Below are 26215 nucleotides of genomic sequence, written 5' to 3' on the forward strand. Positions count from 1 at the left end.
CAGGCTGGCTGCGGTGTGAGGTTGTGATACACGGTATGCAATCACTACTGCAGTTTTTCCGGGCAGTCGTTAGAATACGCGCCTTTGCGAACTCTGGAGCCCCTCTCATGCGCACCTATCGGCTGGTGATCGCTTGCCCCGACCGTGTCGGCATCGTCGCCAAAGTCAGTAATTTTCTGGCGTCCCATAACGGCTGGATCACCGAAGCGAGCCATCATTCCGATGACCTGAGCGGCTGGTTCTTCATGCGTCACGAAATCCGTGCCGATACCCTGCCTTTCGGCATCGAGGCGCTGCGCGAAGCGTTCGCGCCGATTGCCGAAGAGTTTTCGATGGTGTGGCGCATTACCGACACCGACCAGAAGAAACGCGTGGTGCTGATGGCCAGCCGCGAGTCCCATTGCCTGGCCGACCTGCTGCACCGCTGGCACAGCAACGAGCTGGACTGCGATATCCCGTGCGTGATCTCCAACCACAACGACCTGCGTAGCATGGTCGAGTGGCACGGCATTCCGTTCTACCACGTACCGGTCGACCCGCAGAACAAGCAGCCGGCATTTGCCGAGGTGTCGCGCCTGGTCAAGGAGCATGCCGCCGACGTGGTGGTGCTGGCGCGCTACATGCAGATCCTGCCGCCACAGCTGTGCCAGGAATACGCCCAGCAGGTGATCAACATTCACCACAGCTTCCTGCCGTCGTTCGTGGGGGCCAAGCCGTATCACCAGGCGTCGATGCGAGGCGTGAAGCTGATCGGCGCCACCTGCCACTACGTGACCGAAGAGCTGGATGCCGGCCCGATCATCGAGCAGGACGTGGTGCGTGTGAGCCACAGCGACAGCATCGAGGACATGGTGCGTTTCGGTCGCGACGTCGAGAAGATGGTGCTGGCCCGCGGCCTGCGCTATCACCTGGAAGACCGCGTGCTGGTGCACGGCAACAAGACGGTGGTGTTCTAGGACCGCACCGGCCCTTCGCCAGCCTTGCTGGCGAAGGGCACAACGCGTGTCTACCGCCGTGCCAGGCGCAACCGCTCCAGCAGCGGCTTGCCCAGCAGGCAGACGAACACCGGGCCGCCCACCACCAGATAGAAGTAGTACGTCACCACCCGCCATATCAGAATCGCCGCTGCCGCGGTCGACTTGCCCACCATGGGCGTCAGCAGCGTCGCCGAGGTCAACTCCGCCGCGCCAGCCCCGCCGGGCAACAGGCTGAACTGGCCGGCACTCAGGGCGAGCATCTGCACCAGAAAGCTCGACACCCACTGCAGGTCTGCCCCCAGCCCGCGCAACACCAGGTACAGCACGCTGTAGCGCAGCGCCCAGTGCAGGCAGGTGAGCCCGAACACCAGCGCCAGTACCCGCTTGGGCAGGCGCCAGGTGGCGGCAAACGCGCGAAAGAAGTGCAGCACCTTGCGCGCCCAGCGTCGGCACGTGGCGTCACGCACCTTCAACCGCCGCAGCAGCCGGCCCATCGCACGCATCAACCCGCGGCGCCAGCGCAGTATCGCCAGCCCCGCCAGCAGGGCGGCGAACATCATCAGCGCACTGGCCAGCAGCATGCCCTGCATGCTTGCGCTGAAGCGGTGGAACAGCATGTAGATGACAATCCCGAACATCGCGCACAGGAAGAACACCAGGTCATTGAGCTGGTCCATGGCGAACACCGCGCTGCTCTGGGCCGGTCGCACCCGGTGCCTGGCCAGCAGGGCCACCAGCGCCAGTGGCCCGCCGCTGCCGCCGGGGGTGGAGCAGATGGCGAACTCGGTGGCCATGATCACCCCCAGGCTGCGCACCCGCCCCAGCGCCGCCCCCTGGGTGCCGAGCAGCAGACGCAGGCGCAGGGCGTTGATGCACCAGCACAGCACGATCATGCCGAACAACCCCATCAGCAGCGCCAGCGGGAACCGCTGCAGGCGCGGCAGCAGGTCGCTGCCGCCCAGCAGCGTCGGTACCAGCAGCGCCAGCAGCAGGGCCAGCGTGAGCCAGCCCAGGCGAGTCATGCGCCGGGCCTGCTGGCCAGCCAGGCCATCTTGGTCATGGGGGTACGGCCCTGCTGCAGCAGTTGCTGCAGGGTGTCGAGCCAGTAGCGGCGCGAATAGGCATGGCGCATGTCCACCGGGTGCAGCCCGAGGCGGATCGTGGCCGCCTGCTGCAGGCGTGCCCGGCGCGCCTCGCTGAGTACTTTCGACAGCCCGCGGCGCCAGGCACTGCGGGCGCTCCACACCAGCCCCGGGGCGTCGATGCGGCTGAAGTCGGGCAGGCGGAACAGGTGCTGCGGGTCGCTGGTGTAGTGCAGCGGGGTTTCGCGCAGGGCCTGGCGAGTGCCTTCGCTCATCAGCCAGGCCGGGGCAACGAAGCCGGTCAGCGGCCAATCGCAGGCCTGGAACAGCTCGATCCCGGCATTCAGGCGATGCAGCGCCTGGGCCTGGCCCAGGGCGTAGAACTCACCCTCCCAGGTATAGATGCGGCGCATGAAGTACTCGCGCGGCGAACGTGGCGGCGGACCGTCGTCGGCATGGTAGTAGCCATGCAGGGCCAGTTCGTCGCCCCGGCTCAGTCGCCGCTCCAGCACCTGGCGAAAGGCCGGGGCCTGCTGCACAGGGTTGCGCCGGTGGAAGTCGGGTACCACCAGCAGGGTCATGGGGATGTCGCCCAGGGCGTCGACGGCTTCGACGAAGGGCTGGTAGTCGGGCCAGGTTTCCGGGGCCACGTCGTGCAGCACCAGCAGTACGCTGGGGTGCTGGTTGTGCAGGTCAGGCTGTTCAGGCATGGGCGCGCACCGGTTGCTCGTGATGGCCCAGCACGGCCCGATAGTGTTCGAGCAGGCCGCCGACCACTGTGTCCCAGGCGTAGTGCTGTTCGGCATGCCGGCGTGCCTGCTGCCCCAGTTGCGGTGCGCCGGCCTCGAACAGCTCGCGCACGGCGGCGGCCATCGCCTGGCCGTCGTTGGGCGTGCACAGCCGGCCGTAGCTCGGTTCGACGATTTCGGTAAAGGCCCCGGCCGCTACCGCCACCACCGGGATGCCGCTGGCCATGGCCTCGAGTATCACCAGCCCGAAGGTCTCCTGGTCGCCGGCGTGCAGCAGCGCATCGGCACTGGCCAGCAGGCGGGCGACCTGGGTGGCCGGGCAGAAGTGGTTGATGATGGTGACGTTGGCCGGCACGTTGCTGGGCATGTGCGAACCCACCAGCAGCAGGTGATAGTGCTTGCCCAGGCGTTTCATGCAGTCCAGCAGCACGGGCAGGTTCTTCTCCCGGGAGCCGCGCCCGGCGAACACCAGCAGGCGCGTGGTGTCGGCCAGCCCCAGATCGGCGCGCAGGCCGGGGTCGCGATGATCGGGGTGGAAGGTCTGCAGGTCCACCCCGAGGCGCTGTACATGCACATTGCCGATGCCCAGCCCGCGCAGCTTGTCGGCCATCACCTGGCTGGGCGCCAGCACCCGGTCGAAGTTGCCGTACAGCTTGCTGACATAGGCTTCGACATTGGGCGTGAACCAGTGGCCCATGCGGTTGCCGACCAGCAGCGGCAGGTCGGAATGATAGAACCCGATCACCGGCACATCGAGCTGGCGCCGTGCATCGAGCGCGGCCCAGGCGGTGAGGTAGGGGTCGCCCACTTCGATCAGGTCCGGTTGCAGGTCATGCAGTACGTTGCGCCAGGGCGCCAGACGCAGCGGGAAGCGGTAGCCGTTGCCGAAGGGCAGGGCGGGGGCAGGCACCTGATAGATGCCATTGGCATGGCTGGCGCTGGCGCCGGGGATCAGCAGGCTGTGGCGAACGCCGGGGTTCAGGCCCAGGCGGCGGTGTTTGGCATCAAGATAGGTACGCACACCGCCACTGGCGGGGGCGTAGAACATGGTGATGTCAGCGATGTGCACGATCAGCATCCCTCCGAGACCGTCTTCAGGTTGTCATCGCGCATGGATATGCGGTGGATGACGCGCCCTAGGGTGGACCTCAGTGAAGGATAGTTTGTTCGATCATGTTGCGCGCCCGGCGAGCAAGCCGCCGGGCGCGCGCGGTCAGATGCGGAAGGTACCGACCAGGTGCTTGAGGCGGCCGGCCTGCTGTTCCAGGTCGGAACAGGCACGCAGGGTGGCCTGCAGGTTCTCCACGCCTTCCTGGTTGAGCATGTTGATTTCGTTGATGTCCATGTTGATCGACTCGACCACCGAGGTCTGCTCTTCGGTGGCGGTGGCCACCGACTGGTTCATGCCGTCGATCTCGCCGATACGCAGGGTCACGCTGCCCAGGCGCTCGCCGGCCTGGTTGGCGATCGAGACGCTGTCCTGGCTGTGGCGCTGGCTCTGGCTCATGGTGTCGACCGACTCGCGGGCGCCGACCTGCAGCTCTTCGATCATGCTCTGCACCTGTTGTGCCGACTCCTGGGTACGGTGGGCCAGGTTGCGCACTTCATCGGCCACCACGGCAAACCCGCGCCCGGCTTCACCGGCACGGGCCGCCTCGATGGCCGCGTTGAGGGCCAGCAGGTTGGTCTGTTGCGAGATGCTGGTGATCACTTCGAGGATCTGACCGATGTTCACGGTCTTGCTGTTGAGCGTCTCGATGTGCGAGCTGGAGGTGGAGATAAGGTCCGACAGACGGTTCATCGCCTGGATGCTGCGGTCTACCACCTGCTGGCCCTCTTCGGCCAGGTGGCGTGCAGAGCTGGCCTGCTGCGAGGCTTGCGCGGCGTTATGGGCGATTTCCTGGGCAGCGGCGCCCAGCTCGTTGATCGCGGCGGCCACGCTGTTGGTGCGGTTGGCCTGCTCGTCGGAGTTGACCATCGAGGAGTTGGAGGCGCTGACCACGCGCAGTGCCACTTCGTTGACCTGCTGGGTGGCCGAGGACACTTCGCGGATCGAGCTGTGGATACGCTCGACGAAGTGGTTGAAGGCGCGGCCCAGGGTGCCGAATTCGTCGTTGCTGTGGATGCTCAGCCGCTTGGTCAGGTCGCCTTCGCCCTGGGCGATGTCTTCCATGGCGCGGGTCATGATGTGCAGCGGTTGCAGCAGCACGCGGATGAGCATGCCGAGCAGGGCGATGATGATGGCCACCGCAATCACGGTGACGATCACCGCCGAGGTGCGGAACTTGCTCAGCATCGCGTAGGCTTTTTCTTTATCGATCGAGAGACCGATGTGCCAGTTGGCCGATGGCAGGCCTTTGACCGGTGCGAAACTGAGGATACGGGTCTGGCCGTTGTTCTCGACCTCGGTCAGTTCCTTGGTCAGGCGCGGGGTGTTGTTCGGGTACAGGTCCGACAGCGACTTCATCACCAGGTCCTTGTCCGGGTGCACCAGGATCTTGCCTTGGTCGTTCACCAGAAACGCGTAGCCCATGCCGCCGAAATTCAGGGAGTTGATGATCTTGACCAGGGCGTCCAGCTCCATGTCGCCACCGACCACGCCCAGTTCGCGCGACACTGTGGCGTTCATGCCGATCACCATCTTGCCGGTACTGATGTCCAGGTAGGGTTCGGTCAGGGTCGGGCCGTTGGCCGCCATGCTGTCCTTGTACCAGTCGCGGATGCGCGGATCGTAGCCGTCAGGCATCTGGATCACCGGGCGCACGGTGAAGCCGCCGTCGGTCTTGCCCATGTACACCGTGATGAAGCTCGACGCCAGCACCTTCTGGTCCAGCAGCGAATCGAGGTTGCCGGGAGCTGCCGCGATGTTCTGTGCCAGGTTCTCTACCAGCAGCAGGCGTCCTTCGAAGAGGTTCTTGATGTTGGTCGAGGCGGCATCGCCCATTTCGCCGACATAGTTTTCCAGATCTTCGTGAATCGCATTACGCTGCAGGTAATCGTTGTAGAGAGTAAAGAGGGTGAAGGCCACAAGGACGATCAGGGAAGCAGCCAGCAAGATCTTATGGCTGAAACGGAAGCTTTTATTCATGGCGTATTGGGTCCGCTAAGGTCTTTATATCCGGGTCATTCGCACAAAGGCATCTTGAAAGCAGTGCAGTTCCCATGTCCTTGTCGGGCTTTTCCTGACTTTCTGGGTGAAACATCAACACTTGGTATCGGCCGAGTACTACTAAAGCTTGAACAGAGGGTGAAAAAACATGCCTGACTCTTCGCAGTTCATTCTCGGTGCGGACCTGGCGGGGCAGCCGGTGTGCCAGGCCATGCGTCTGGCCAACCGTCACGGACTGGTTGCCGGGGCCACCGGCACCGGCAAGACCGTGACCTTGCAGCACCTGGCCGAGGCCTTCAGCGATGCCGGCGTGGCGGTGTTCGCTGCCGACGTCAAAGGCGACCTGTGCGGCCTGGGTGCGGTGGGCAACCCGCAGGGCAAGGTGGCCGAGCGGATTGCCGGCATGCCCTGGCTCGAGCATCGGCCGCAGGCGTATCCGGTGACCCTGTGGGATGTGCACGGCAAGTCCGGGCACCCGTTGCGCACGACCTTGAGCGAAATGGGCCCGTTGCTGCTGGGCAACCTGCTCGAACTCAACGACAGCCAGCAGGCGGCGCTGTATGCGGCGTTCAAGGTGGCCGATCGCGAGGGCCTGTTGCTGCTGGACATCAAGGACCTCAAGGCGCTGCTCGGCCACCTCAAGGACAACCCGCAGGTGCTCGGCGAAGACAGTGCGCTGATGACCAGCGGTTCCAGCCAGGCCCTGTTGCGGCGCCTGGCGACCCTGGAGCAGCAAGGGGCCGAGGCTCTGTTCGGTGAGCCGGCGTTGCAGTTGCCAGACCTGCTGCAGCCTGCTGCCGACGGGCGCGGGCGCATCCACCTGCTCGATGCCAGCCGCCTGGTGCACGAGGCGCCGAAGGTGTATGCGACCTTCCTGCTGTGGTTGCTGGCGGAGCTGTTCGAGCAGTTGCCCGAGCGTGGCGATGCGGACAAGCCTCTGCTGGCGCTGTTTTTCGATGAGGCGCACCTGTTGTTCAGCGGCACGCCCAAGGCCTTGCAGGATCGTCTGGAACAGGTGGTGCGGTTGATTCGTTCCAAGGGGGTGGGGGTGTATTTCGTGACTCAGTCGCCGGGCGACCTGCCGGACGATGTGCTCGCCCAGCTCGGCCTGCGTATCCAGCATGGCTTGCGTGCGTTCACGGCCAAGGAGCAGAAGTCGCTGCGGGCGGTGGCCGATGGGTTTCGGCCGAACCCGGCGTTCGACACCCTGGCGGTGCTGACCGAGCTTGGCATTGGCGAGGCGTTGGTGGGCACCCTGCAGGACAAGGGCACGCCGGGCATGGTCGAGCGGGTACTGATCGCGCCGCCGCAATCGCGCATCGGGCCGTTGAGCGAGGCCGAGCGGGCGGCGCTGATTGCGGCGTCGCCGTTGCAGGGGCGCTATGACAAGCCGATCGATCGGGAGTCGGCGTACGAGATATTGATGGCGCGCAAGGGGCAGGTACCATCGGCGCAGCAGGCGCCGGCCGAGGAAAGCCTGGCCGACAAGGCCGGGGAGTTCTTGCAGAGCGCGGCGGGGCAGGCGATCAAGTCGGCGGTGCGCCAGGCGGCCAATCAGTTCGGACGGCAACTGGTGCGGGGCTTGATGGGCTCACTGCTGGGGGGCAGCAAGCGCCGCTGACAAGGCGTCGAGGCAGTGGAGTTGCCGGTTCGCCGGCAGGTTCTCAAGCGGGCCCGAAGGCATCGAGCCGGTGCCCTGCGCAGGCTCGGCAGGTTGTGCCAAGGGGCCGCAGCAGTGCTCGCAGCTTCGTGTATAGGCCGTGTCGGGTGTGAGCAGTTGGCCTGCGCACAGCAGCACGCCCTGACCGTCGGGCAGCAACGTGGCGCTGTGGGAGAAACGCGGTTCGTTCAGCTCGCTGCCCAGCACCCATGCATCCTGGCGAGGGTCGTACAGCTCGGCGCTGGGGCGGTAGGGCAGTCTGGTATGGCCGGCCAGCAGCAGCCGACCATCGGGCAGCAGCGTGGCGGTGTGCCCCTGGTGTCCACGCTGCATGGGCGGGCCACTTCGCCAGGTATTGGATAGCGGATCGTACAAAAACGATTCCAGTGCACTTTCACCAAACGGCATGCAGGTGCCACCCGCCACCATCACCTGGCCATTGTTCAGCAGCGTGGCCGTATGTTGCATGCGGGGGCAGGCAGTGGCGTGGTCGGCTCGAACCGCCCGGTCTGCGGGTCGAAGAGTTCGCAGTGGGCCAGTGCCTGGTCGGGGGCATAGCCGCCGATAATCAGCACCTTGCCGGAGTCGAGCAACGTGGCGCTGTGGTTCATGCGTGCCTGACTGCGCTCACCGAGCTGATGCCACTCGTCGCTGGCGACGTCGTACAGCTCGACGATGTCGAGCACTTTACCGGTATCGCCCTTGAGGTGGTTGCCGCCGATGACAAGCACCTTGTTCGTGCCGCCCCACAATGACGTAGCGGTGTGGCTGAAGCGGGCAACCTGGAGGCTGCGCAGCGTTGTCCAGCACGAGCGGATGGGGTCGAAGCGCTCGACGTGGTCGCTGGCTTCTCCGGTTTGCGAGCCGCCCACCAGCAGAAAGGACCCGTCGTCGAGAATGACCGTGAGTTGCGAGAATGCCGCCTTCTGCTTGGGGGGTTGTTGCTTCCATTCGCGCTGGTCAAGGCTGAAGCGTTCCACGCTGTCGGTGGCATGCCCGCCATTGGTGATGCCGCCGGCAACCAGCACATCGCCATTGGGCAAACGCATGGCGCTGTGCAGGGCCCGGGCGATGTGCATGGCGCCAGCGCAAGCGTGGATATGGCCGTCCTTCGACATGTGCATTCTCCTTGTCGGCGTGAAAAGGAGGGTGCGCTGCAGGTGGCCCATCGTCTACTGACATAAATGACAGTGCGTTTGCGCAGGGCCATGAAAAAAGGGCCAGCCAACTGAATGGCTGACCCTTCTGCGGTGCAGCGTCATTTCAACCGATGGCTTTGGACGCCAACCAGAACAACCCCGCCGACAAGGCGATGGTCGCTGGCAGGGTCAGTACCCAGGCCAGCAGAATGGTGCGCACGGTGCCGCCTTGCAGGCCGCTCTTGTTCGCCACCATGGTCCCGGCCACACCCGACGACAGCACGTGGGTGGTCGACACCGGCAGGCTGAAGATGTTGGCCGCGCCAATCGCGCAGGCTGCGGTGATCTGCGCCGACATGCCCTGGGCATAGGTCATGCCCTGCTTGCCGATCTTCTCGCCAATGGTCAGTACCACACGCTTCCAGCCCACCATGGTCCCAAGGCCCAGGGCCAGGGCCACCGCCAGGATCACCCAGAACGGCGCGTACTCGGTGGTCGCGGTCAGGTCACGACGCAGTTTGTCCAGGTCGGCCTTTTCACGTGCTTCCAGGCCTGGCAACTTGCTGACCTTTTTCGCCGTGTCATCCAGGCACAGCAGGTAACGCCGCACTTCCACGCGCTTCTCGGCAGTCAGCGAATGGTAGTCCGCCACGCCGTTGAGCGACTGCTGCAGCGCGGTGATGGTCGGCTCGGTCTGTTGTGGATTGCAGCTGAACTGCTCCGGCAGGTCACCGGCCTTGGCCTTGCCCAGTGCCAGGAATTCGCCCAGGGTTTCGCTGTTGCGCTGGTAGAACTGGCTCAGGTGCAGGGTCGCGTCACGGGTACGCTCGATCTGGTAGGTGGTGCTGTTCAGGTCCAGCACGAACTGCGCCGGCACGATGCCGATCAGCACCAGCATGATCAGGCCGATACCTTTCTGACCATCGTTGGAACCGTGCACGAAGCTGACGGCCATGGCCGAAATGACCAGTACCAGGCGGTTCCAGAACGGCGGGTGCTTCTTGTCGTCGAGCTTGCGGCGCTGTTCAGGCGTCTTGTGCATCTTCGACAGCGGGCGCCACCACTTCAGGCCGATCAGCACCAGCGCGGCCACGGCAAAGCCGGCCATGGGCGAGAGCACCAGCGACATGCCGATGTCGATTGCCTTCTGCCAGTTGACCCCGTCACCCAGTGGAATGTCGTTGAGCAGCGCGTTGGCCAGGCCCACGCCCAGGATCGAGCCGATCAGGGTGTGCGAGCTGGACGCCGGGATGCCGAAGTACCAGGTACCCAGGTTCCACGCGATGGCCGCGGCCAGCAGCGAGAAGACCATGGCCAGGCCATGCCCGGTGTTCACATTGATCAGCAGCTCCACCGGCAGCAGGTGCACGATGGCATATGCCACCCCGACTCCGCCCAGCAGGACGCCAAGGAAATTGAACACGCCGGAAAAGAACACGGCCAGGTGCGGCGGCATGGCTTTGGTATAGATGACAGTCGCTACCGCATTGGCGGTGTCATGAAAGCCATTGATGAACTCGAAGGCGAGCACGAAGGTCAAGGCGAGCAACAGGCTCACCAGTACCCAGGCATCAAGTCCGCTGAATAAATCGATCATGAAGGAATTCTGACCCGGTCATAAGGGGGCGCGATTATGCCAGAAATCCTGGGTAATCGATGCACTAGGTGCTGACCGGTCGGGGCGCTTTTGCGGGGGGGCAGGGCACTGCAGGAGGGGAGGGTAATCGAGAAAGATCGGCAAAAATCAGAAAAAATAACGCGAACGGTCAAGAAAAAACCGATGTTTTCCACGGCTGAATAATTCAAACGACCGTATTAAATTTGTGAGATTACGTAACGGTTTCATCTTCGACGCCGCAAGGGTCGCCCAAGGCACCGTCTTCGTGCCGGTGCCGTGCCCAGGGGCGGGCGCTTTGTCCGAGGGTCAGGGCTCCTGTGGGCTGAGCTCCTTTTCGATCTTTTGCAGTTCCACGGCAAATGCCTGGTCCAGCAGGCTGGCACGTTTGCGCCAGGGTTTGCGTTCGGGGTCTGGTTGGGCGGCGTATGTGGTGACTTCTCCGCCATAAACGTCCTTGTAACGTTGTTCCTGGCGCTCGAGTTCAGCGCGCAGTTCATCTTTCGTCACAGTCTTTCCTGAAGTTGGAGTTGATGCCGATTTCAACACAAGCACGTTTAACCCGACGACAGCGGCGCAGGCCATTGTGTCGAGCGTCTATATAGGACGAGGGTGATTGCAGTTGAATGGCTGTTTTACACCTTCTGTCGGGGCCTGTCAGCCCGGCAGAAGCAAAAACGGCCTTGCTGGTGGGCAAGGCCGTGCCTGGGACTTCTACGGTGGGTACCTGACCAGTCTCTCCAAGAAGCCACATGTGGCAGGCGAAAGGTATAAGCAATTGTAGGCATCGGTCAATTGCGATTATCGGCCGATGGTTCGATAATCGCCCAAGTGAAGTTTGCCGAGGTGAGTCATGAGTGAAGAAACAGGGGGCAAGGGCCCAGGCCTGAACGACAACGTGCGCAGCTCTTTCGCTTCGTTGGCGCCGCCCATCGTGGCCTCGCCGGCCAAGCGCATCCAGGCGTTCACCGGCGACCCGGATTTCATGACGTCGCTGGCGCGGGGCCTGGCGGTGGTGCAGGCGTTCCAGGAGCGCAAGCGGCACCTGACCATCGCCCAGATCAGCCACCGCACCGAGATCCCGCGCGCGGCGGTTCGCCGTTGCCTGCACACGCTGATCAAGCTCGGCTATGCCACCACCGACGGGCGCACCTATTCATTGCTGCCCAAGGTGCTGACCCTGGGTCATGCCTACCTGTCCTCGACGCCATTGGCGGTATCGGCGCAGCCGTACCTGGACCGCATGAGCGACCAACTGCACGAGGCCTGCAACATGGCCACCCTCGAAGGTGACGACATTCTCTACATCGCCCGCTCGGCGACGGTGCAGCGCCTTATTTCGGTGGACCTGTCGGTGGGCGGGCGCCTGCCGGCCTATTGCACCTCGATGGGGCGCATCCTGCTGGCGGCGCTGGACGACGCCACCCTGCACGAATACCTGGAGCACGCCGACCTGCAGGCCAAGACCAGCCGTACCGTGCACGACCCGGCAGCCTTGCTGGAAATCCTCCAGCAGGTGCGCGAGCAGGGCTGGTGCGTGGTCGACCAGGAGCTGGAGCAGGGCCTGCGTTCGATCGCGGTGCCGGTGTACGACGCCTCCGGCCAGGTGCTGGCGGCGCTGAACATCAGCACCCACGCCGGGCGGGTGAGTCGCAGCGAGCTGGAGCAGAAGTTCCTGCCGATCATGGTGGCGGCCAGCCGCGACCTGAGTACCCAGCTGTTCAGTTGAATGCGTCGAGCGGTTCCTGTTCGATAAACGCACAGTCTTGCGTTTATCGAATTGCGCCGCGTCGCGCGCCTTATTAATGTCCCTCGCATCAAGTGGCCCCTGACGGCCTCCAATAATAATGAGCGAGAGAACACCCCATGACCTGCACCCTGTCCTGCTTCAGCCTGTACCTGCCCGCCTGCCGGCTGCACGGTAGCTGACCCTTTCCAAAAGACCCGTACCCGACCGTCTGTGCCGTTCACGCGCGCACCCGCACACTCGCGCGCATCTTCTGGATAAAAACAATGAATAGTCCCCAAGCTGCTGTTGGAAACTGCCTGGATGTGCAGTCGTTCATCAATGCCCAGCCGTTGTCGCGTTACCAATGGCGGGTGGTCATCCTGTGCTTTCTGATCGTGTTCCTCGACGGCCTGGACACCGCCGCGATGGGCTTCATTGCCCCGGCACTGTCCCAGGACTGGGGCATCGACCGCGCCAGCCTGGGCCCGGTGATGAGCGCTGCGCTGATCGGCATGGTGTTCGGTGCGCTGGGCTCGGGGCCGCTGGCCGACCGTTTCGGGCGCAAGGTGGTGCTGGTGGGCGCGGTGTTGCTGTTCGGCGCGTTCAGCCTGGCCTCGGCCTATGCCACCAACGTCGACCAGTTGCTGGTGCTGCGCTTTCTGACCGGCCTGGGCCTGGGCGCCGGCATGCCGAACGCCACCACGCTGCTGTCCGAATACACCCCCGAGCGGCACAAGTCGTTGCTGGTCACCAGCATGTTCTGCGGCTTCAACCTGGGCATGGCCGGTGGCGGGTTCATTTCCGCCAAGCTGATCCCGATGTTCGGCTGGCACAGCCTGCTGCTGATCGGCGGCATCCTGCCGCTTCTGCTGGTGGTGGTACTGATGGTGTGGCTGCCGGAGTCGGCGCGTTACCTGGTGGTGCGCAACAAGGGCACCGACCGGGTACGCCGCACATTGGCGCCGATCGAACCGGGCATCGTCAACCAGGCTGCCAGCTTCAGCGTGCCGGAACAGAAGACGGTCAAGGCGCGCAACGTGTTCGCGGTGATCTTCTCGGGCACCTACAGCGTCGGCACGCTGCTGTTGTGGCTGACCTATTTCATGGGCCTGGTGATCGTCTACCTGCTGACCAGCTGGCTGCCCACGCTGATGCGTGACAGCGGCGCGAGCATGGAGCAGGCGGCGTTCATCGGTGCGCTGTTCCAGTTCGGCGGCGTGCTCAGTGCGGTGGCGGTAGGCTGGGCGATGGACCGCTACAACCCGCACAAGGTGATCGGCACCTTCTACCTGCTGGCCGGGGTGTTCGCCTACGCGGTGGGCCAGAGCCTGGGCAACATCACGCTGCTGGCGACCCTGGTGCTGATTGCCGGCATGTGCGTGAACGGGGCGCAGTCGGCGATGCCGTCGCTGGCGGCGCGCTTCTACCCCACCCAGGGCCGCGCCACCGGCGTGTCGTGGATGCTGGGCATCGGCCGGTTTGGCGCGATTCTCGGGGCCTGGATGGGCGCCACGTTGCTGGGCCTGGGCTGGAACTTCGAACAGGTGCTGACGGCCCTGGTGATCCCGGCCGCGATCGCGACGGTGGCGGTGGTGATCAAGGGTGTGGTGAGCCACGCTGACGCGACCTGACCGGCTGGCAGTAGCGCCCCTATCGCGGGTCAAGCCCGCTCCCACATGGATCTCCACCGTACCTGTGGGAGCGGGCTTGACCCGCGATGGTTTGTGGATCCTTAGCACAACAACAATACGTTCGATAATCGAACGCTATGGCGATTATCGGATTGTACGGGCCAATGCGCCGCCTTAATCTGAGCTCATGCCGGTGCCGCCCAGAGGCACCTCTGAAACCGCTCTCCAGGAGTCTGCAATGGCTGAAATCCTCTCGCTCCACGACGCCGTGAAGCAGTTCGTCAACGACGGCGACAGCGTCGCCCTTGAAGGCTTCACGCATTTGATCCCGACCGCCGCCGGGCACGAAATCATTCGTCAGGGCAAGAAGGATCTGACCCTGGTGCGCATGACCCCAGACCTGATCTACGACCAGCTGATCGGCGCCGGCTGCGCCCGCAAGCTGATCTTCTCGTGGGGCGGCAACCCGGGTGTCGGGTCGCTGCACCGCCTGCGTGACGCGGTCGAGAAGCAGTGGCCGCACGCCATGGAAATCGAAGAACACAGCCACGCCGACCTCGCCAACGCCTACGTTGCCGGTGCCTCGGGCCTGCCGTTCGCGGTGCTGCGCGCCTACGCCGGCTCCGACCTGCCCAAGGTCAACCCGCTGATCAAGAGCGTGACCTGCCCGTTCACCGGTGAGGTGCTGGCCGCCGTGCCGTCGGTTCGCCCGGATGTCACCGTGATCCACGCGCAGAAGGCCGACCGCAAGGGCAACGTGCTGCTGTGGGGCATCCTGGGTGTGCAGAAGGAGGCCGCCCTGGCCGCCAAGCGCTGCATCGTCACCGTGGAAGAGATCGTCGACGACCTCAACGCGCCAATGAATGCCTGCGTGCTGCCCACCTGGGCACTGTCGGCAGTGTGCCTGGTACCGGGCGGGGCGCACCCGTCCTACGCGCACGGCTACTCCGAGCGTGACAACCGCTTCTACCAGGCCTGGGACCCGATTGCCCGCAGCCGTGAGACCTTCACCGCCTGGATCGACGAATACATTCGCGGCACCGCCGACTTCCCTGCCTTCAAGGCAAAACTGGCCAGCGCTTCGGAGGCTGCACAATGAGCTACTCCACCAATGAAATGATGACCGTTGCCGCTGCCCGCCGCCTGCGCAACGGCGCTGTGTGCTTCGTCGGCATCGGCCTGCCGTCCAAGGCCGCCAACCTGGCACGCCTGACCTCTTCGCCCGACGTGGTATTGATCTACGAATCGGGCCCTATCGGCGCCAAGCCAACGGTACTGCCGCTGTCCATCGGTGACGGCGAGTTGGCCGAAACCGCCGATACCGTGGTGCCCACCGGCGAGATCTTCCGCTACTGGCTGCAGGGCGGGCGCATCGACGTGGGCTTTCTGGGCGCCGCCCAGGTCGACCGTTTCGGCAACATCAACACCACCGTGGTCGGCGACTACCACCAGCCCAAGGTACGCCTGCCGGGTGCCGGTGGCGCACCGGAAATCGCCGGCTCCGCCAAGACCGTGCTGATCATCCTCAAGCAGTCCTCGCGCGCCTTCGTCGACAAGCTCGACTTCATCACCTCGGTCGGCCACGGCGAAGGCGTGGACTCGCGCAAACGCCTGGGCCTGCCCGGTGCCGGCCCGGTGGGCATCATCACCGACCTGTGCATCATGGAACCTGAAGCCGGCAGCAACGAATTCGTGGTCACCTCGATTCACCCGGGTGTGACCCGCGAGCAGATCGTCGCCGCCACCGGCTGGGCGATCCGCTTTGCCGACAGCGTCGAAACCACCGTGGCGCCGAGCGAAGTCGAGCTGACTGCGCTGCGCGACCTCGAAGCGCGCACGGCGGCCGCCCACGGCCAAGCGCCGGGAGAAGCCTGATGCGTGACGTATTCATCTGCGACGCGATTCGCACCCCCATCGGCCGCTTCGGCGGCGCCCTGGCCGGCGTGCGCGCCGACGACCTGGCGGCGGTATCGCTCAAGGCCCTGATCGAGCGCAACCCCACCGTGCAATGGGACCAGCTCGACGAAGTGTTCTTCGGCTGCGCCAACCAGGCCGGTGAAGACAACCGCAACGTAGCGCGCATGGCCCTGCTGCTGGCCGGGCTGCCCGACAGCGTGCCGGGTGTGACCCTCAACCGCCTGTGCGCCTCGGGCATGGACGCCATCGGCACGGCGTTTCGCGCCATTGCCAGCGGCGAGATGGAGCTGGCGATTGCCGGCGGCGTCGAGTCGATGTCCCGTGCACCGTTCGTGATGGGCAAGGCCGAAAGCGCCTACTCGCGCAACATGAAGCTGGAAGACACCACCATCGGCTGGCGCTTCATCAACCCGCTGATGAAGGCCCAGTACGGCGTGGACGCGATGCCGCAGACCGCCGACAACGTGGCCGACGACTATCAGGTATCGCGCGCCGACCAGGATGCCTTCGCCCTGCGCAGCCAGCAGCGCACCGCCAAGGCCCAGGCCGCCGGCTACTTCGCCGAAGAGATCGTGCCGGTGCGCATCGCGCACAAGAAGGGCGAGACCGTGGTCGAGCACGACGAACACCCGCGCGCCGATACCACCCTCGAAGCCCTGGCCAGGCTCAAGCCGGTCAACGGCGCGGACAAGACGGTCACCGCCGGCAACGCCTCGGGCGTCAACGACGGCGCCGCGGCGCTGATACTGGCGTCGGCCGAGGCGGTGCAAAAGCATGGCCTGACCCCGCGCGCGCGCGTGCTCGGCATGGCCAGTGCCGGCGTTGCCCCCCGGGTAATGGGCATCGGCCCGGTGCCGGCGGTGCGCAAGCTGATCGAGCGCCTGGGCGTGGCGGTCACCGATTTCGACGTGATCGAGCTCAACGAAGCTTTCGCCAGCCAAGGCCTGGCCGTGCTGCGCGAACTCGGCATTGCCGACGACGCGCCGCAGGTCAACCCCAACGGCGGCGCCATTGCCCTGGGTCACCCGTTGGGCATGAGCGGCGCACGCCTGGTGCTGACAGCGCTGCACCAGCTGGAGAAATCCGGCGGGCGCAAAGGCCTGGCGACCATGTGCGTGGGTGTCGGGCAGGGCCTGGCCCTGGCCATCGAGCGCGTGTAAATCAATGACCTCGCTGCTGCGACCTCCACGCAAGGTCGGGGCAGCGGGGTGATTGTTCTGTGGAACGTGAGTGTTACCGAGTGTGTCTAGACTTCAGACATCCTCCCAGAGTGAATTGCCATGACTTCAATCCATTACACCGGCGAAGAACGCAGCAAACGCATTTTCGCCATCGTCGGTGCCTCCTCGGGCAACCTCGTGGAATGGTTCGACTTCTACGTCTATGCCTTCTGCGCGATCTACTTTGCCCCGGCTTTCTTCCCCTCCGACGACCCGACGGTGCAGCTGCTCAACACCGCCGGCGTGTTCGCCGCCGGGTTCCTGATGCGGCCCATCGGCGGCTGGCTGTTCGGCCGTGTGGCCGACCGCCACGGGCGCAAGAATTCGATGATGATCTCGGTGCTGATGATGTGCGCCGGCTCGCTGGTGATCGCCTGCCTGCCGACCTACGCCAGCATCGGTGCCTGGGCACCGGCGCTGCTGTTGCTGGCGCGGCTGTTCCAGGGCCTGTCGGTGGGCGGCGAATACGGCACCACCGCCACCTACATGAGCGAGGTGGCCCTGCGCGGCCAACGCGGTTTCTTTGCTTCGTTCCAGTACGTGACCCTGATCGGCGGGCAACTGCTGGCGGTGCTGGTGGTGGTGATCCTGCAGCAACTGCTCACCGAAGATGAGCTGCGCGCCTGGGGCTGGCGCATCCCGTTCGTGGTGGGTGCCATCGCGGCGGTGATCTCGCTGTTCCTGCGTCGCTCGCTGGAAGAGACCAGCAGCGCCGAAACCCGCAACGACAAGGATGCCGGCAGCCTCGGCGGCCTGTTCCGCAACCACAAGGCGGCGTTCATCACCGTGCTTGGCTACACCGCCGGCGGCTCGCTGATCTTCTACACCTTCACCACCTACATGCAGAAGTACCTGGTGAACACTGCGGGCATGAGCGCCAAGACCGCCAGCTTCATCATGACCGGCGCACTGTTCCTGTACATGTGCATGCAGCCGCTGTTCGGCATGCTTTCGGACCGCATCGGCCGGCGCAACTCGATGCTCTGGTTCGGCGCCCTGGGCACCCTGTGCACGGTGCCGATCCTGCTTACCCTGAAAACCGTCACCAGCCCGTTCCTGGCCTTTGTGCTGATCACCCTGGCGCTGGCCATCGTGAGCTTCTACACCTCGATCAGCGGGCTGGTCAAAGCCGAGATGTTCCCGCCGCAGGTACGTGCGCTGGGCGTGGGCCTGGCCTACGCGGTGGCCAACGCGATCTTCGGCGGCTCGGCCGAATATGTGGCACTGGGGCTCAAGTCGCTGAACATGGAAAACGCCTTTTACTGGTACGTTACGGTGATGATGGCGATTGCCTTCCTGTTCAGCCTGCGCCTGCCCAAGCAGGCGGCATACCTGCACCACGATCATTGAGAAGGACCACCGATGAACCAACGTCCGGGCAATCAGCTGTTCGATGCCTACTTCACCGCGCCGGCCATGCGCGCCGTGTTTTCCGACCGTGGCCGGGTGCAGGGCATGCTCGATTTCGAAGCCGCGTTGGCCCGCGCCGAAGCGGCGGTGGGGCTGATCCCGCAGGTGGCGGTGGCACCGATCGAAGCGGCCTGCCAGGCCGAGCGCTATGACTTCGCGGCCCTGGCCGAGGCCATCGCGGTGGCCGGCAACTCGGCCATCCCGCTGGTCAAGGCGCTGGGCAAGGTGATTGCCAGCGGCGTGCCCGAAGCCGAGCGCTTCGTGCACCTGGGCGCTACCAGCCAGGATGCGATGGACACCGGGCTGGTGCTGCAATTGCGCGATGCCCTGGGCCTGATCGAAGCCGACCTGGCGCGCCTGGCCGACAGCCTGGCGCACCAGGCGCTGCAGCATGCCGACACGCCGCTGGCCGGGCGCACCTGGCTGCAACATGCAACGCCCGTGACCCTGGGCATGAAGATCGCCGGCTGGCTCGGTGCACTCACCCGTCACCGTCAGCGCCTGCAGGAGCTCAAGCCGCGCCTGCTGAGCCTGCAGTTCGGCGGCGCCTCCGGCACCCTGGCGGCACTGGGCAACAAGGCATTGCCGGTGGCCGAGGCGCTGGCCGGGCAGCTCAGGCTGAGCCTGCCCGAGCAGCCCTGGCATACCCAGCGTGACCGCCTGGTGGAGTTCGCCGCGGTGCTGGGCATGATCGCCGGCAGCCTGGGCAAGCTGGGGCGCGACGTTAGCCTGCTGATGCAGACCGAGGCGGCGGAGGTGTTCGAGCCTGCTGCGCCGGGCAAGGGCGGCTCGTCGACCATGCCGCACAAGCGCAACCCGGTGGGCGCGGCGGTGCTGATCGGCGCCGCTACCCGTGTACCGGGGCTGGTGTCCACGCTGTTCGCGGCCATGCCCCAGGAGCACGAGCGCAGCCTGGGCCTGTGGCATGCCGAATGGGAAACCCTGCCCGAGATCTGCTGCCTGGTGTCCGGCGCCCTGCGCCAGGCCCAGGTGATTGCCGAGGGCCTGGAAGTGGATGCTGCGCGCATGCGCCGCAACCTCGACCTGACCCAGGGCCTGGTGCTGGCCGAGGCGGTCAGCATCGTGCTGGCCCAGCGACTGGGCCGGGACACCGCACACCACCTGCTGGAAACCTGCTGCAAGCGTGCGGTGGCCGAACAGCGTCAGCTGCGCGACGTGCTGGGCGACGATCCGCAGGTGACTGCCGAGCTGTCGGCGGACGAACTCGACCGCCTGCTCGACCCTGCTCATTACCTGGGCCAGGCCCGCGTGTGGGTGGCGCGGGCGGTGGCTGAACACCAACAATTCAAGCGTTGAAGGAGGCCGTTGTGGCTAGCGTACAACTCGCTGATGGCGTACTGAACTACCGGCTCGACGGGCCCGAGGGCGCACCGGTGCTGGTGCTGTCCAACTCGCTGGGCACCGACCACACCATGTGGGACCCGCAACTGCCGGCATTTGCCGCGCATTTTCGGGTACTGCGCTACGACACCCGCGGGCATGGCCAGTCGCTGGTGACCGAGGGGCCGTACAGCATCGAGCAACTGGGGCGTGACGTGCTGGCACTGCTGGACGCGCTGAAAATCGAGCGGGCGCATTTCTGCGGCCTGTCCATGGGCGGGCTGATCGGGCAGTGGCTGGGCATCCATGCCGGCGAGCGCCTGAACCGCCTGATCGTGTGCAACACCGCAGCCAAGATCGGCAACGACGAGGTGTGGAACCCGCGCATCGACATGGTGCTGCGCGACCGCGAGGCGGCGATGGTGGGGCTGCGCGACGCCTCCATCGAGCGCTGGTTCACCAAGGCCTATGCGCAGGCCAACCCGGACCAGGCCAAGCGCATCACCGACATGCTGGCGGGCACTTCGCCCGATGGCTATGCGGCCAACTGCGGCGCGGTGCGCGATGCGGACTTCCGGGACCAGCTGGGTGAGATCAAGGTGCCGCTGCTGGTGATTTCCGGCAGTGCCGATGCGGTCACGCCGCCGGCTGGCGGGCGCTTCATCCAGGAGCATGTGGTGGGTGCCGAGTATGCCGAGTTCCAGGCGGCGCACCTGTCCAACGTTGAAGTCGGCGCGCCGTTCAGCCGCCGCGTGATCGATTTTCTGCTGGCCCGCTGAGGAGTAGCTTGTGGACGAAAAAGAACGTTACGAGGCCGGCATGCAGGTGCGGCGTGCGGTACTGGGCGATGCCCATGTGGACCGCAGCCTGAGCAACCTCACCGAGTTCAACGGCGAGTTCCAGGAAATGATCACCCGGCACGCGTGGGGCGATATCTGGACGCGGCCGGGGTTGCCACGCCATACCCGCAGCCTGATCACCATCGCGATGCTGATCGGCATGAACCGCAATGAAGAGCTGAAGCTGCACTTGCGGGCAGCGGCGAACAACGGCGTGACCCGCGAAGAGATCAAGGAAGTGCTGATGCAGAGCGCGATCTATTGCGGGATCCCGGCGGCCAATGCCACGTTCCACCTGGCGGAGTCGGTGTGGGATGAACTGGGCGTCGAATCCCGCGCCTGATCTTCAGGGCCTCTTCGCCAGCAAGGCTGGCTCCTACAGTGTGTGCGTGCCGTTGTAGGAGCCGGCCTTGCCGGCGAATGGGCCTTCAGATTGCCGCCTTTTTCGAGCGACTACCCACCGGCCCCGCATTCGCCTCGATCGACCGCTTCAACTCCCCGCGCAACCCCAGCACGAACGCCATCTCCGCCACCACGAACAACGGCCCCACGATCAGGCCGCTGATGTCGTCCACAAACGCCGGCTTGCGCCCCTCGTAATAGTGGCCGACGAACTGGATCACCCAGCCCACTACGAACAGCCCCAGCCCCGCACTCAGCCACACCAGCGTGCTCTGAACCGCCAGTACCTGCCCGGCCCACAGGCACAAGCCCAGCAACACGCTCATCAGCAACCCGAAGCGGGTGTCCAGGCGCAGGTAGAACCACGCCGACCACAGCGCCACCAGCAATGCAGGCGACAGCCAAACCCCGCCCAATGCCATGCCCGGACGCGACAGCAGCACCGTGACCGCCACCACGATCAGCGGGATACCCACGAAGTGCGTGGCGATGTTGCGTGGGTCGCGGTGGTAGGCCGCGTATTGACTCAGGTGCTCGACGAGGCTTTTCATTGTTGTTCCTCCTGTAGGATTGCCCGAGCTTGCCCTGCGCAGGCACCGTCGTCTGTCGGCTAGCCGACAGTGTCACCACGAGGCCCCCGATGAACGCTTCAACCTTGCGCCAGGGTCACTGGTTCAAACAGTTGCCCGCTACCCTGCAGGATAGCCTGCTGCACCTGGCTCGGCCCGTGAGCCTGGAGGCCGGCGCCTGCCTGTTCCAGCGCGGCGACCCGCCTTGCGGACTGTACGCGGTGCTCGATGGCGCCATCCGCATCGGTGCGGTCAGCGCCCAGGGCAAGGAGGCGGTGCTGACCCTGATCGAGGCCCCGCACTGGTTCGGCGAGATCTGCCTGTTCGACGACCAGCCACGTACCCACGACGCCTATGCAGAAGGTGCCACCCACCTGCTGCGGGTGCCCCAGGGCGCGCTGGTGAAATTGCTGGATGCGCAACCGCATTACTGGCGTGAATTCGCCTTGCTGATGAGCCACAAGCTGCGCCTGGCCTTTGTCGCGCTGGAGCAGCAGAGCCTGATGAGTGCCGCGCCGCGGGTGGCCTACCGGCTGCTGCAGATCGCCGCCGGTTACGGCGAAGTAGAGGGGGCCAGGAGGGTGTTGCAATTGTCCCAGGAGCAACTGGCGCTGATGCTCGCGCTGTCGCGCCAGACCACCAACCAGATTCTCAAGGCGCTGGAGCAGGATGGCGTGCTGCGCCTGAGCTACGGCGAGATCGAGATTCTCGACCCCGCGCGCCTGGCACTGATGGCTAATCCGGCTGGAACGGCGACTGGCTGAGGATCACCCCGGTTTCCTCGACGTACTTCTGCCATTCGCCGAGCAGGGCCTGCAGCTTTGCCGGCTGCGCCTGCGCCAGGTCGTGGACCTCGCCGGGGTCGATGCTCAGGTCGTACAGCTGCCAGGTGGCCGGCCCCACCGGGCCCGGAATGTACACCGCCTTCCAGTGCCCCTGGCGAATCGCCCGGCGCCCGAACAGCTCCCAGCCGGTGACGGTGTGCTCGTCGTGTACCTGCTCGGTCTCGCCCGACAGGTAGCCCAGCCACGACTTGCCGCGCAGCGGCGCCACGTCGCGCCCGCGCCAGCGTTTGCCCGGGTGGCGGATGCCGGCCAGGTCCAGCAGGGTCGGGGTGATGTCCATCACGGTGCTGAACTGATGGCTGATCTGCCCCTGGCGCGCCAGTGCCGGGTAGTGCAGCAGGGCCGGCACGCGAATGCCGCCCTCGGTGGTGAAGGCCTTGAACAGCCGCGACGGTGCGGTGGCCGCCTGGGCCCAGTGCGGGCCGTACCACACGTAGGAGTTGGCGCGGCCGATGTTGTCCAGGCTGTTGTCGTAGTGCTGGTCCAGGTAGCTGGCCAGGTGCGGGCCGAACTTGGGGAAGGCTTCGAGCAGCGCGCCCTCGGCACCGTTGTCGGACATGAACAGCACCAGGGTGTTGTCCAGCAGGCCCTGGTTGCGCAGGTAGCCGAGCACCCGGCCGATGTTCCAGTCCATGCGCTCGACCATCGCCGCGTACACCTCCATGGCGCGTGCCGAGCTCTGGCGCTGTTCGTCGCTCAGCGCCTGCCATTGTTCATCCACCGGGTGCGCCTGCACCTCGGCGCCGATCAGGCCCAGGGCGCGCAGTTTTTCCAGGCGCTCCTGGCGCAGTACTTCGGGACCGGCGTCGTAGCGACCCTTGTAGCGCGCCACCACCTCGGCCGGCGCCTGCAACGGCCAGTGCGGCGCGGAGAACGGCAGGTAGGCGAAGAACGGCCGGCTCTGGTCGCGCTCCTTGAGGTACTGCAGCAACTTGTCGCCGAAGGCGTCGGAGGAATAGAAGCCCTCGGGTAGCGCTTCGACGAAGGTGTCGTCCTCGATGTACAGCGCCGGGGTCGATTTGAGCAGGCCGGGGGTGTGTTCGTCGTAGGTGGGTTCGAAGCCATAGTGGTTGGCCGCGCCCGGCAGCAGCGCGAACGAACGTTCGAAGCCACGCGCATGTGGCGCCAGCTCGGCCTTCAGGCCCAGGTGCCACTTGCCGCTCATCAGCGTCTGGTAGCCGGCCTCGCGCAGCAGTTCGGGCAGCGCCACCACGCGGTCGTTGAGGTAGCCCTCGTAACCCGGCTTGCCGATCAGCTCCGGGGTCAGCGCCTCGGCCATGGTGCCGATGCCGGCGATGTGGTGGTCGGTACCGGTCAGCAGCATCGAGCGGGTCGGCGAGCAGGTGGGCGCGGTATGGAAGTCGGTCAGGCGCAGGCCGGCAGTGGCCAGGGCATCCAGGTGCGGCGTGGCAATTTCGCCGCCGAAGGCACCCAGGTCGGAAAAGCCCAGGTCGTCGGCAACGATGATCAGGAAGTTGGGGCGTTGGCTCATGGTCGGCACTCAGCAGGCAAGGTAGGTCAGGGGCAGGTCGCGGATCTGCTCCACGGCGGGCGGCAGGTAGCGCTCATCGTGGGTCAGCTCGTGCAGCAGGGTTTCGCGCAGGCGGTGGAACGCCAGGCTGGCGCGCTGGCGCGGGTGCGGCAGGTCGACCTCGACGATGCGCTTGATCCGCCCCGGGCGCGGTTCGAGCACCACCACGCGGTCGGCCAGGAATATCGCTTCCTCGACATCGTGGGTCACCAGCAGGGTAGTGATGCGCGCCCGTTCGCGAATGGCCAGCAGTTCGTCCTGCATCTGCTGGCGGGTAAGGGCGTCGAGGGCGCCGAAGGGTTCGTCCAGCAGCAGGATGCGCGGGCTGGCTACCAGCCCGCGGGCAATCGCCACGCGCTGGGCCATGCCGCCCGAGAGCTGGTGCGGGTAGGCCTGGGCAAAGTCTTCGAGGCCCACCAGGCTGATGAAGTCGGCCACCCGCCGGGCGCGCCGGGTGCGCTCCAGGCCCTCGTTGACCAGGCCCAGGTCGATGTTCTCGGCCACCGTCAGCCAGGGGAACAGGCGGTGCTCCTGGAACACGATGCCGCGTTCGCTGCCGATGCCGTGCACCGGCTGGCCGTCGATCAGGATCTGCCCCTGGTACTCGGCGTCCAGGCCCACCAGCAGGCGCAGCAGGGTGGACTTGCCGCAGCCGCTGGCGCCGACGATGGCGACGAATTCGCCGTCGGCGATCTGCAGGTTGAAATCGCGGATCGCTTCCAGTTCGCCGTCGGCCACGCTGAAGCGCTTGCCGACCTGGTTGAAGCTGACCCGTGGGTGAGCGAGTGCGTTCATGCCCGTCTCCAGCGCGTGGCGCGCAGTTCGATGTGTTGTCCGACGGCGCCGAGCAGGGCGCCGGTGAGGCCGACCAGCAGCATGCCGGCCATGATCAGGTCCATGCGCAGCAGTTGCTGGGCGCCGATCATCAGGCTGCCGATGCCGCCGCCGGACGGCATGAAGTACTCGGCGCCGATGGTGCCCAGCCAGGCGTAGATCAGGCCGACCCGCAACCCGGCGAAGATGCCCGGCGCGGCGCCCGGCAGCACCAGCCTGCGCAGGCGCTGGGCACCGCTCAGGCGCAGCACGCGGGCGGCTTCGTCGAGCTGCGCAGGCAGGCTGGCAACCGCGCGCTGGGTGGCGATGAACAGCGGGAAGAATGCCGCCAGGCCGACGAATACCCATTTGGCCAGTTCGCCCAGGCCGAACCAGGCGGTCAGCAGCGGCACCCAAGCGAAGATCGCGATCTGGCGCAGCCCGGCCAGGCTCGGGCCCAGCAGGCTCTCGGCGCGGCGCGACAGGCCCAGCAACAGGCCGAAGGCAAAGCCCAGGCTGCCGCCCAGCAGCAGGCCGCCCAGCGCTCGCCCGACGCTGACGGCCAGCGCGCCGCTCAAGGTGCCGTCGAGCACGCCGGCCCAGGTGCTGTGCACCACCTCCATCGGCGCCACCAGAATGTTCGCATCGACCCAACCGTACTGGCTTGCCAGTTGCCACAGCACCAGCAGCGCCAGCGGCAGGCCCAGGGCATGCAGGCGCTGCCAGCCAAGCAGCGGGCGCACCCGCAGTTGTGCGGTGGCCGGGTGCGGCCAGTGCAGCAGGCGCCGGTCGAGCCAGCCCAGGCCGCGGTCCATCAGCAGCCCGAGCACGCCGATCACGGCGATGCACACGAACACGATGTCGAGCATGAACAGTTGTCGTGCCCACACCATCAGGTAGCCCAGGCCTTCGCTGGAGGCCAGCAGCTCGACCGCCAGCAGCGAGGTCCAGCCGGCCGCCAGGGCCAGGCGCACACCGGCCAGAAACGCCGGCAGCGCAGCGGGCAGGATCAGCCGGCGAACCAGCAGGTGCGTGGGCAGGCGCAGTACCGCCGCCGCTTCGCGCAGGCGCGGTTGGGCATCGCGCACGCCCACCAGGGTGTGCAGGGTCACCGGCACGATCACCGCCTTGACCAGCACCACCAGCTTGAGCACTTCGCCGATGCCGAACAGCACCATGAACAGTGGCACCCAGGCCAGCGTGGGGATCTGCGCCAGGGCGTTGAAAGTCGGCAGTACCAGGCGTTCGGCGCGCTGGCTGAAGCCCAGCCAGGCGCCGAGCACCGCACCGGCCCCGACCCCGGCCACCAGCCCCAGCAGCAGGCGTTGCAGGCTGATGGCCAGGTGTGCCCACACCTCGCCGCGACCCAGTTCCACGGCGCTGTCCCATACCAGTGCAGGTGGTGGCAGTATCTGCTCGCTCATCCAGTGGTTGCGGCTGGCCAGCCACCACACCGCCGCCAGCAGCACGGGCAGATACCAGGCTTGCAGGCGCTGCCAGGGCAGGCTGCGCAGACGCGGCAGGCCAGGGGCGGGGGCCAGTGAGGAAAGGGCGGTACGGGTCATGCAGGCCTCGCTATTTGTATATTTCTTATGGGTATATGCGGAAGAAATTACATTCGATTGAGCGATAAGAAC

At 65.7% G+C, this 26215-nt stretch carries 24 protein-coding genes and 2 pseudogenes; 12 read left to right on the forward strand and 14 right to left on the reverse strand.

What is annotated here, in order from left to right:
- The first annotated feature begins 107 nt into the window (after positions 1-107).
- The gene (purU, locus tag ACPRTJ_RS15635) at positions 108-956 is read left to right on the forward strand and encodes a formyltetrahydrofolate deformylase (RefSeq protein WP_043862127.1); all 849 of its coding nucleotides are present in this window, start codon (positions 108-110) and stop codon (positions 954-956) included.
- A gap of 50 nt (positions 957-1006) precedes the next feature.
- Here purU and ACPRTJ_RS15640 read toward each other — a convergent pair whose 3' ends face one another.
- The 5 genes and pseudogenes from ACPRTJ_RS15640 to ACPRTJ_RS15660 form a co-directional block, all read right to left on the reverse strand.
- Positions 1007-1999 carry a lysylphosphatidylglycerol synthase transmembrane domain-containing protein gene (locus ACPRTJ_RS15640; protein ID WP_054914811.1) on the reverse strand — a complete coding sequence of 331 codons (993 nt, stop codon included), beginning with the start codon at positions 1997-1999 and terminating at the stop codon, positions 1007-1009.
- A complete protein-coding gene (locus ACPRTJ_RS15645; RefSeq protein WP_058540899.1) occupies positions 1996-2769 on the reverse strand; it encodes a DUF2334 domain-containing protein in 774 nt (257 codons plus the stop codon). Before ACPRTJ_RS15645 ends, ACPRTJ_RS15640 begins: the two co-directional genes overlap by 4 nt.
- On the reverse strand, positions 2762-3886 hold the full coding sequence (locus ACPRTJ_RS15650) for a glycosyltransferase family 4 protein (protein ID WP_104571985.1): 1125 nt from the start codon (positions 3884-3886) through the stop codon (positions 2762-2764). The genes ACPRTJ_RS15645 and ACPRTJ_RS15650 overlap by 8 nt, the downstream gene beginning before the upstream one ends.
- A gap of 135 nt (positions 3887-4021) precedes the next feature.
- On the reverse strand, positions 4022-4786 hold the full coding sequence (locus ACPRTJ_RS15655) for a methyl-accepting chemotaxis protein (protein ID WP_370409115.1): 765 nt from the start codon (positions 4784-4786) through the stop codon (positions 4022-4024).
- A 141-nt stretch (positions 4787-4927) separates the two neighbouring features.
- A pseudogene (locus tag ACPRTJ_RS15660) lies at positions 4928-5896 on the reverse strand (cache domain-containing protein); the annotation flags it as partial.
- A 169-nt stretch (positions 5897-6065) separates the two neighbouring features.
- Here ACPRTJ_RS15660 and ACPRTJ_RS15665 point away from each other — a divergent pair.
- Positions 6066-7538: a helicase HerA-like domain-containing protein gene (locus tag ACPRTJ_RS15665; protein WP_043862132.1), complete on the forward strand. Its 1473-nt coding sequence runs from the start codon at positions 6066-6068 to the stop codon at positions 7536-7538.
- On the opposite strand, the gene ACPRTJ_RS15670 is transcribed toward ACPRTJ_RS15665, so the two are convergent.
- The 5 genes and pseudogenes from ACPRTJ_RS15670 to ACPRTJ_RS15690 form a co-directional block, all read right to left on the reverse strand.
- Entirely contained in the window at positions 7509-7910 is a 402-nt protein-coding gene (locus ACPRTJ_RS15670) for a hypothetical protein (protein WP_426429168.1), read from the reverse strand. The genes ACPRTJ_RS15665 and ACPRTJ_RS15670 overlap by 30 nt on opposite strands.
- 54 nt (positions 7911-7964) lie before the next feature.
- Positions 7965-8045 (reverse strand): annotated as a pseudogene (locus ACPRTJ_RS15675) (hypothetical protein); the annotation flags it as partial.
- A complete protein-coding gene (locus ACPRTJ_RS15680; protein ID WP_426427092.1) occupies positions 8021-8695 on the reverse strand; it encodes a Kelch repeat-containing protein in 675 nt (224 codons plus the stop codon). The pseudogene ACPRTJ_RS15675 and the gene ACPRTJ_RS15680, both read right to left, overlap by 25 nt.
- A gap of 145 nt (positions 8696-8840) precedes the next feature.
- Positions 8841-10313 carry an inorganic phosphate transporter gene (locus ACPRTJ_RS15685; protein ID WP_043862134.1) on the reverse strand — a complete coding sequence of 491 codons (1473 nt, stop codon included), beginning with the start codon at positions 10311-10313 and terminating at the stop codon, positions 8841-8843.
- A 327-nt stretch (positions 10314-10640) separates the two neighbouring features.
- Entirely contained in the window at positions 10641-10841 is a 201-nt protein-coding gene (locus ACPRTJ_RS15690; RefSeq protein ID WP_043860747.1) for a hypothetical protein, read from the reverse strand.
- Positions 10842-11184: 343 nt separating this feature from the next.
- Here ACPRTJ_RS15690 and pcaR point away from each other — a divergent pair, with 343 nt between their 5' ends.
- The 9 genes from pcaR to pcaC all read left to right on the forward strand — a co-directional run bounded on the left by pcaR (position 11185) and on the right by pcaC (position 20761).
- Positions 11185-12060: a pca regulon transcriptional regulator PcaR gene (gene pcaR, locus ACPRTJ_RS15695; protein ID WP_173925037.1), complete on the forward strand. Its 876-nt coding sequence runs from the start codon at positions 11185-11187 to the stop codon at positions 12058-12060.
- Positions 12061-12344: 284 nt separating this feature from the next.
- Positions 12345-13691 (forward strand): MFS transporter, encoded by a 1347-nt coding sequence (locus ACPRTJ_RS15700; RefSeq protein ID WP_043860748.1) that lies wholly within the window; start codon positions 12345-12347, stop codon positions 13689-13691.
- Positions 13692-13929: 238 nt separating this feature from the next.
- Entirely contained in the window at positions 13930-14790 is an 861-nt protein-coding gene (locus ACPRTJ_RS15705; protein ID WP_043860749.1) for a CoA transferase subunit A, read from the forward strand.
- Entirely contained in the window at positions 14787-15566 is a 780-nt protein-coding gene (locus tag ACPRTJ_RS15710; protein ID WP_426427093.1) for a CoA-transferase subunit beta, read from the forward strand. Before ACPRTJ_RS15705 ends, ACPRTJ_RS15710 begins: the two co-directional genes overlap by 4 nt.
- Entirely contained in the window at positions 15563-16768 is a 1206-nt protein-coding gene (gene pcaF / locus ACPRTJ_RS15715) for a 3-oxoadipyl-CoA thiolase (RefSeq protein WP_426429128.1), read from the forward strand. Before ACPRTJ_RS15710 ends, pcaF begins: the two co-directional genes overlap by 4 nt.
- Positions 16769-16888: 120 nt before the next feature.
- Positions 16889-18178 (forward strand): MFS family transporter, encoded by a 1290-nt coding sequence (locus ACPRTJ_RS15720; RefSeq protein WP_078479546.1) that lies wholly within the window; start codon positions 16889-16891, stop codon positions 18176-18178.
- Positions 18179-18190: 12 nt separating this feature from the next.
- A complete protein-coding gene (locus ACPRTJ_RS15725) occupies positions 18191-19555 on the forward strand; it encodes a 3-carboxy-cis,cis-muconate cycloisomerase (RefSeq protein ID WP_426427094.1) in 1365 nt (454 codons plus the stop codon).
- A gap of 11 nt (positions 19556-19566) precedes the next feature.
- Entirely contained in the window at positions 19567-20358 is a 792-nt protein-coding gene (pcaD, locus tag ACPRTJ_RS15730; protein ID WP_054914805.1) for a 3-oxoadipate enol-lactonase, read from the forward strand.
- A gap of 10 nt (positions 20359-20368) precedes the next feature.
- On the forward strand, positions 20369-20761 hold the full coding sequence (gene pcaC / locus ACPRTJ_RS15735; RefSeq protein ID WP_043860755.1) for a 4-carboxymuconolactone decarboxylase: 393 nt from the start codon (positions 20369-20371) through the stop codon (positions 20759-20761).
- Positions 20762-20846: 85 nt separating this feature from the next.
- Here the strand turns inward: pcaC and ACPRTJ_RS15740 are convergent, their stop codons facing one another.
- Entirely contained in the window at positions 20847-21371 is a 525-nt protein-coding gene (locus tag ACPRTJ_RS15740) for a DUF962 domain-containing protein (RefSeq protein ID WP_058540907.1), read from the reverse strand.
- An 89-nt stretch (positions 21372-21460) separates the two neighbouring features.
- On the opposite strand from ACPRTJ_RS15740, the gene ACPRTJ_RS15745 reads away from it, so the two are divergent.
- Complete coding sequence (locus ACPRTJ_RS15745; protein ID WP_054914803.1) at positions 21461-22153, forward strand: Crp/Fnr family transcriptional regulator; 693 nt, start codon at positions 21461-21463, stop codon at positions 22151-22153.
- Here the strand turns inward: ACPRTJ_RS15745 and ACPRTJ_RS15750 are convergent.
- Genes ACPRTJ_RS15750 through ACPRTJ_RS15760 form a run of 3 tightly spaced genes read right to left on the reverse strand, consistent with a single transcriptional unit; the run spans position 22125 to position 26143 of the window.
- Positions 22125-23726, reverse strand: a complete 1602-nt coding sequence (locus ACPRTJ_RS15750; protein ID WP_426427095.1) for an arylsulfatase — start codon at positions 23724-23726, stop codon at positions 22125-22127. The two genes, ACPRTJ_RS15745 and ACPRTJ_RS15750, sit on opposite strands and share 29 nt — an antisense overlap.
- A 9-nt stretch (positions 23727-23735) precedes the next feature.
- A complete protein-coding gene (locus ACPRTJ_RS15755; protein WP_043860759.1) occupies positions 23736-24560 on the reverse strand; it encodes an ABC transporter ATP-binding protein in 825 nt (274 codons plus the stop codon).
- Complete coding sequence (locus ACPRTJ_RS15760; protein ID WP_426427096.1) at positions 24557-26143, reverse strand: ABC transporter permease; 1587 nt, start codon at positions 26141-26143, stop codon at positions 24557-24559. Before ACPRTJ_RS15760 ends, ACPRTJ_RS15755 begins: the two co-directional genes overlap by 4 nt.
- Between the last annotated feature and the right edge of the window lie 72 nt (positions 26144-26215).

This window comes from Pseudomonas palmensis, from assembly GCF_049942755.1.
In the GTDB taxonomy this organism is placed as follows: Bacteria; Pseudomonadota; Gammaproteobacteria; order Pseudomonadales; family Pseudomonadaceae; genus Aquipseudomonas; species Aquipseudomonas palmensis.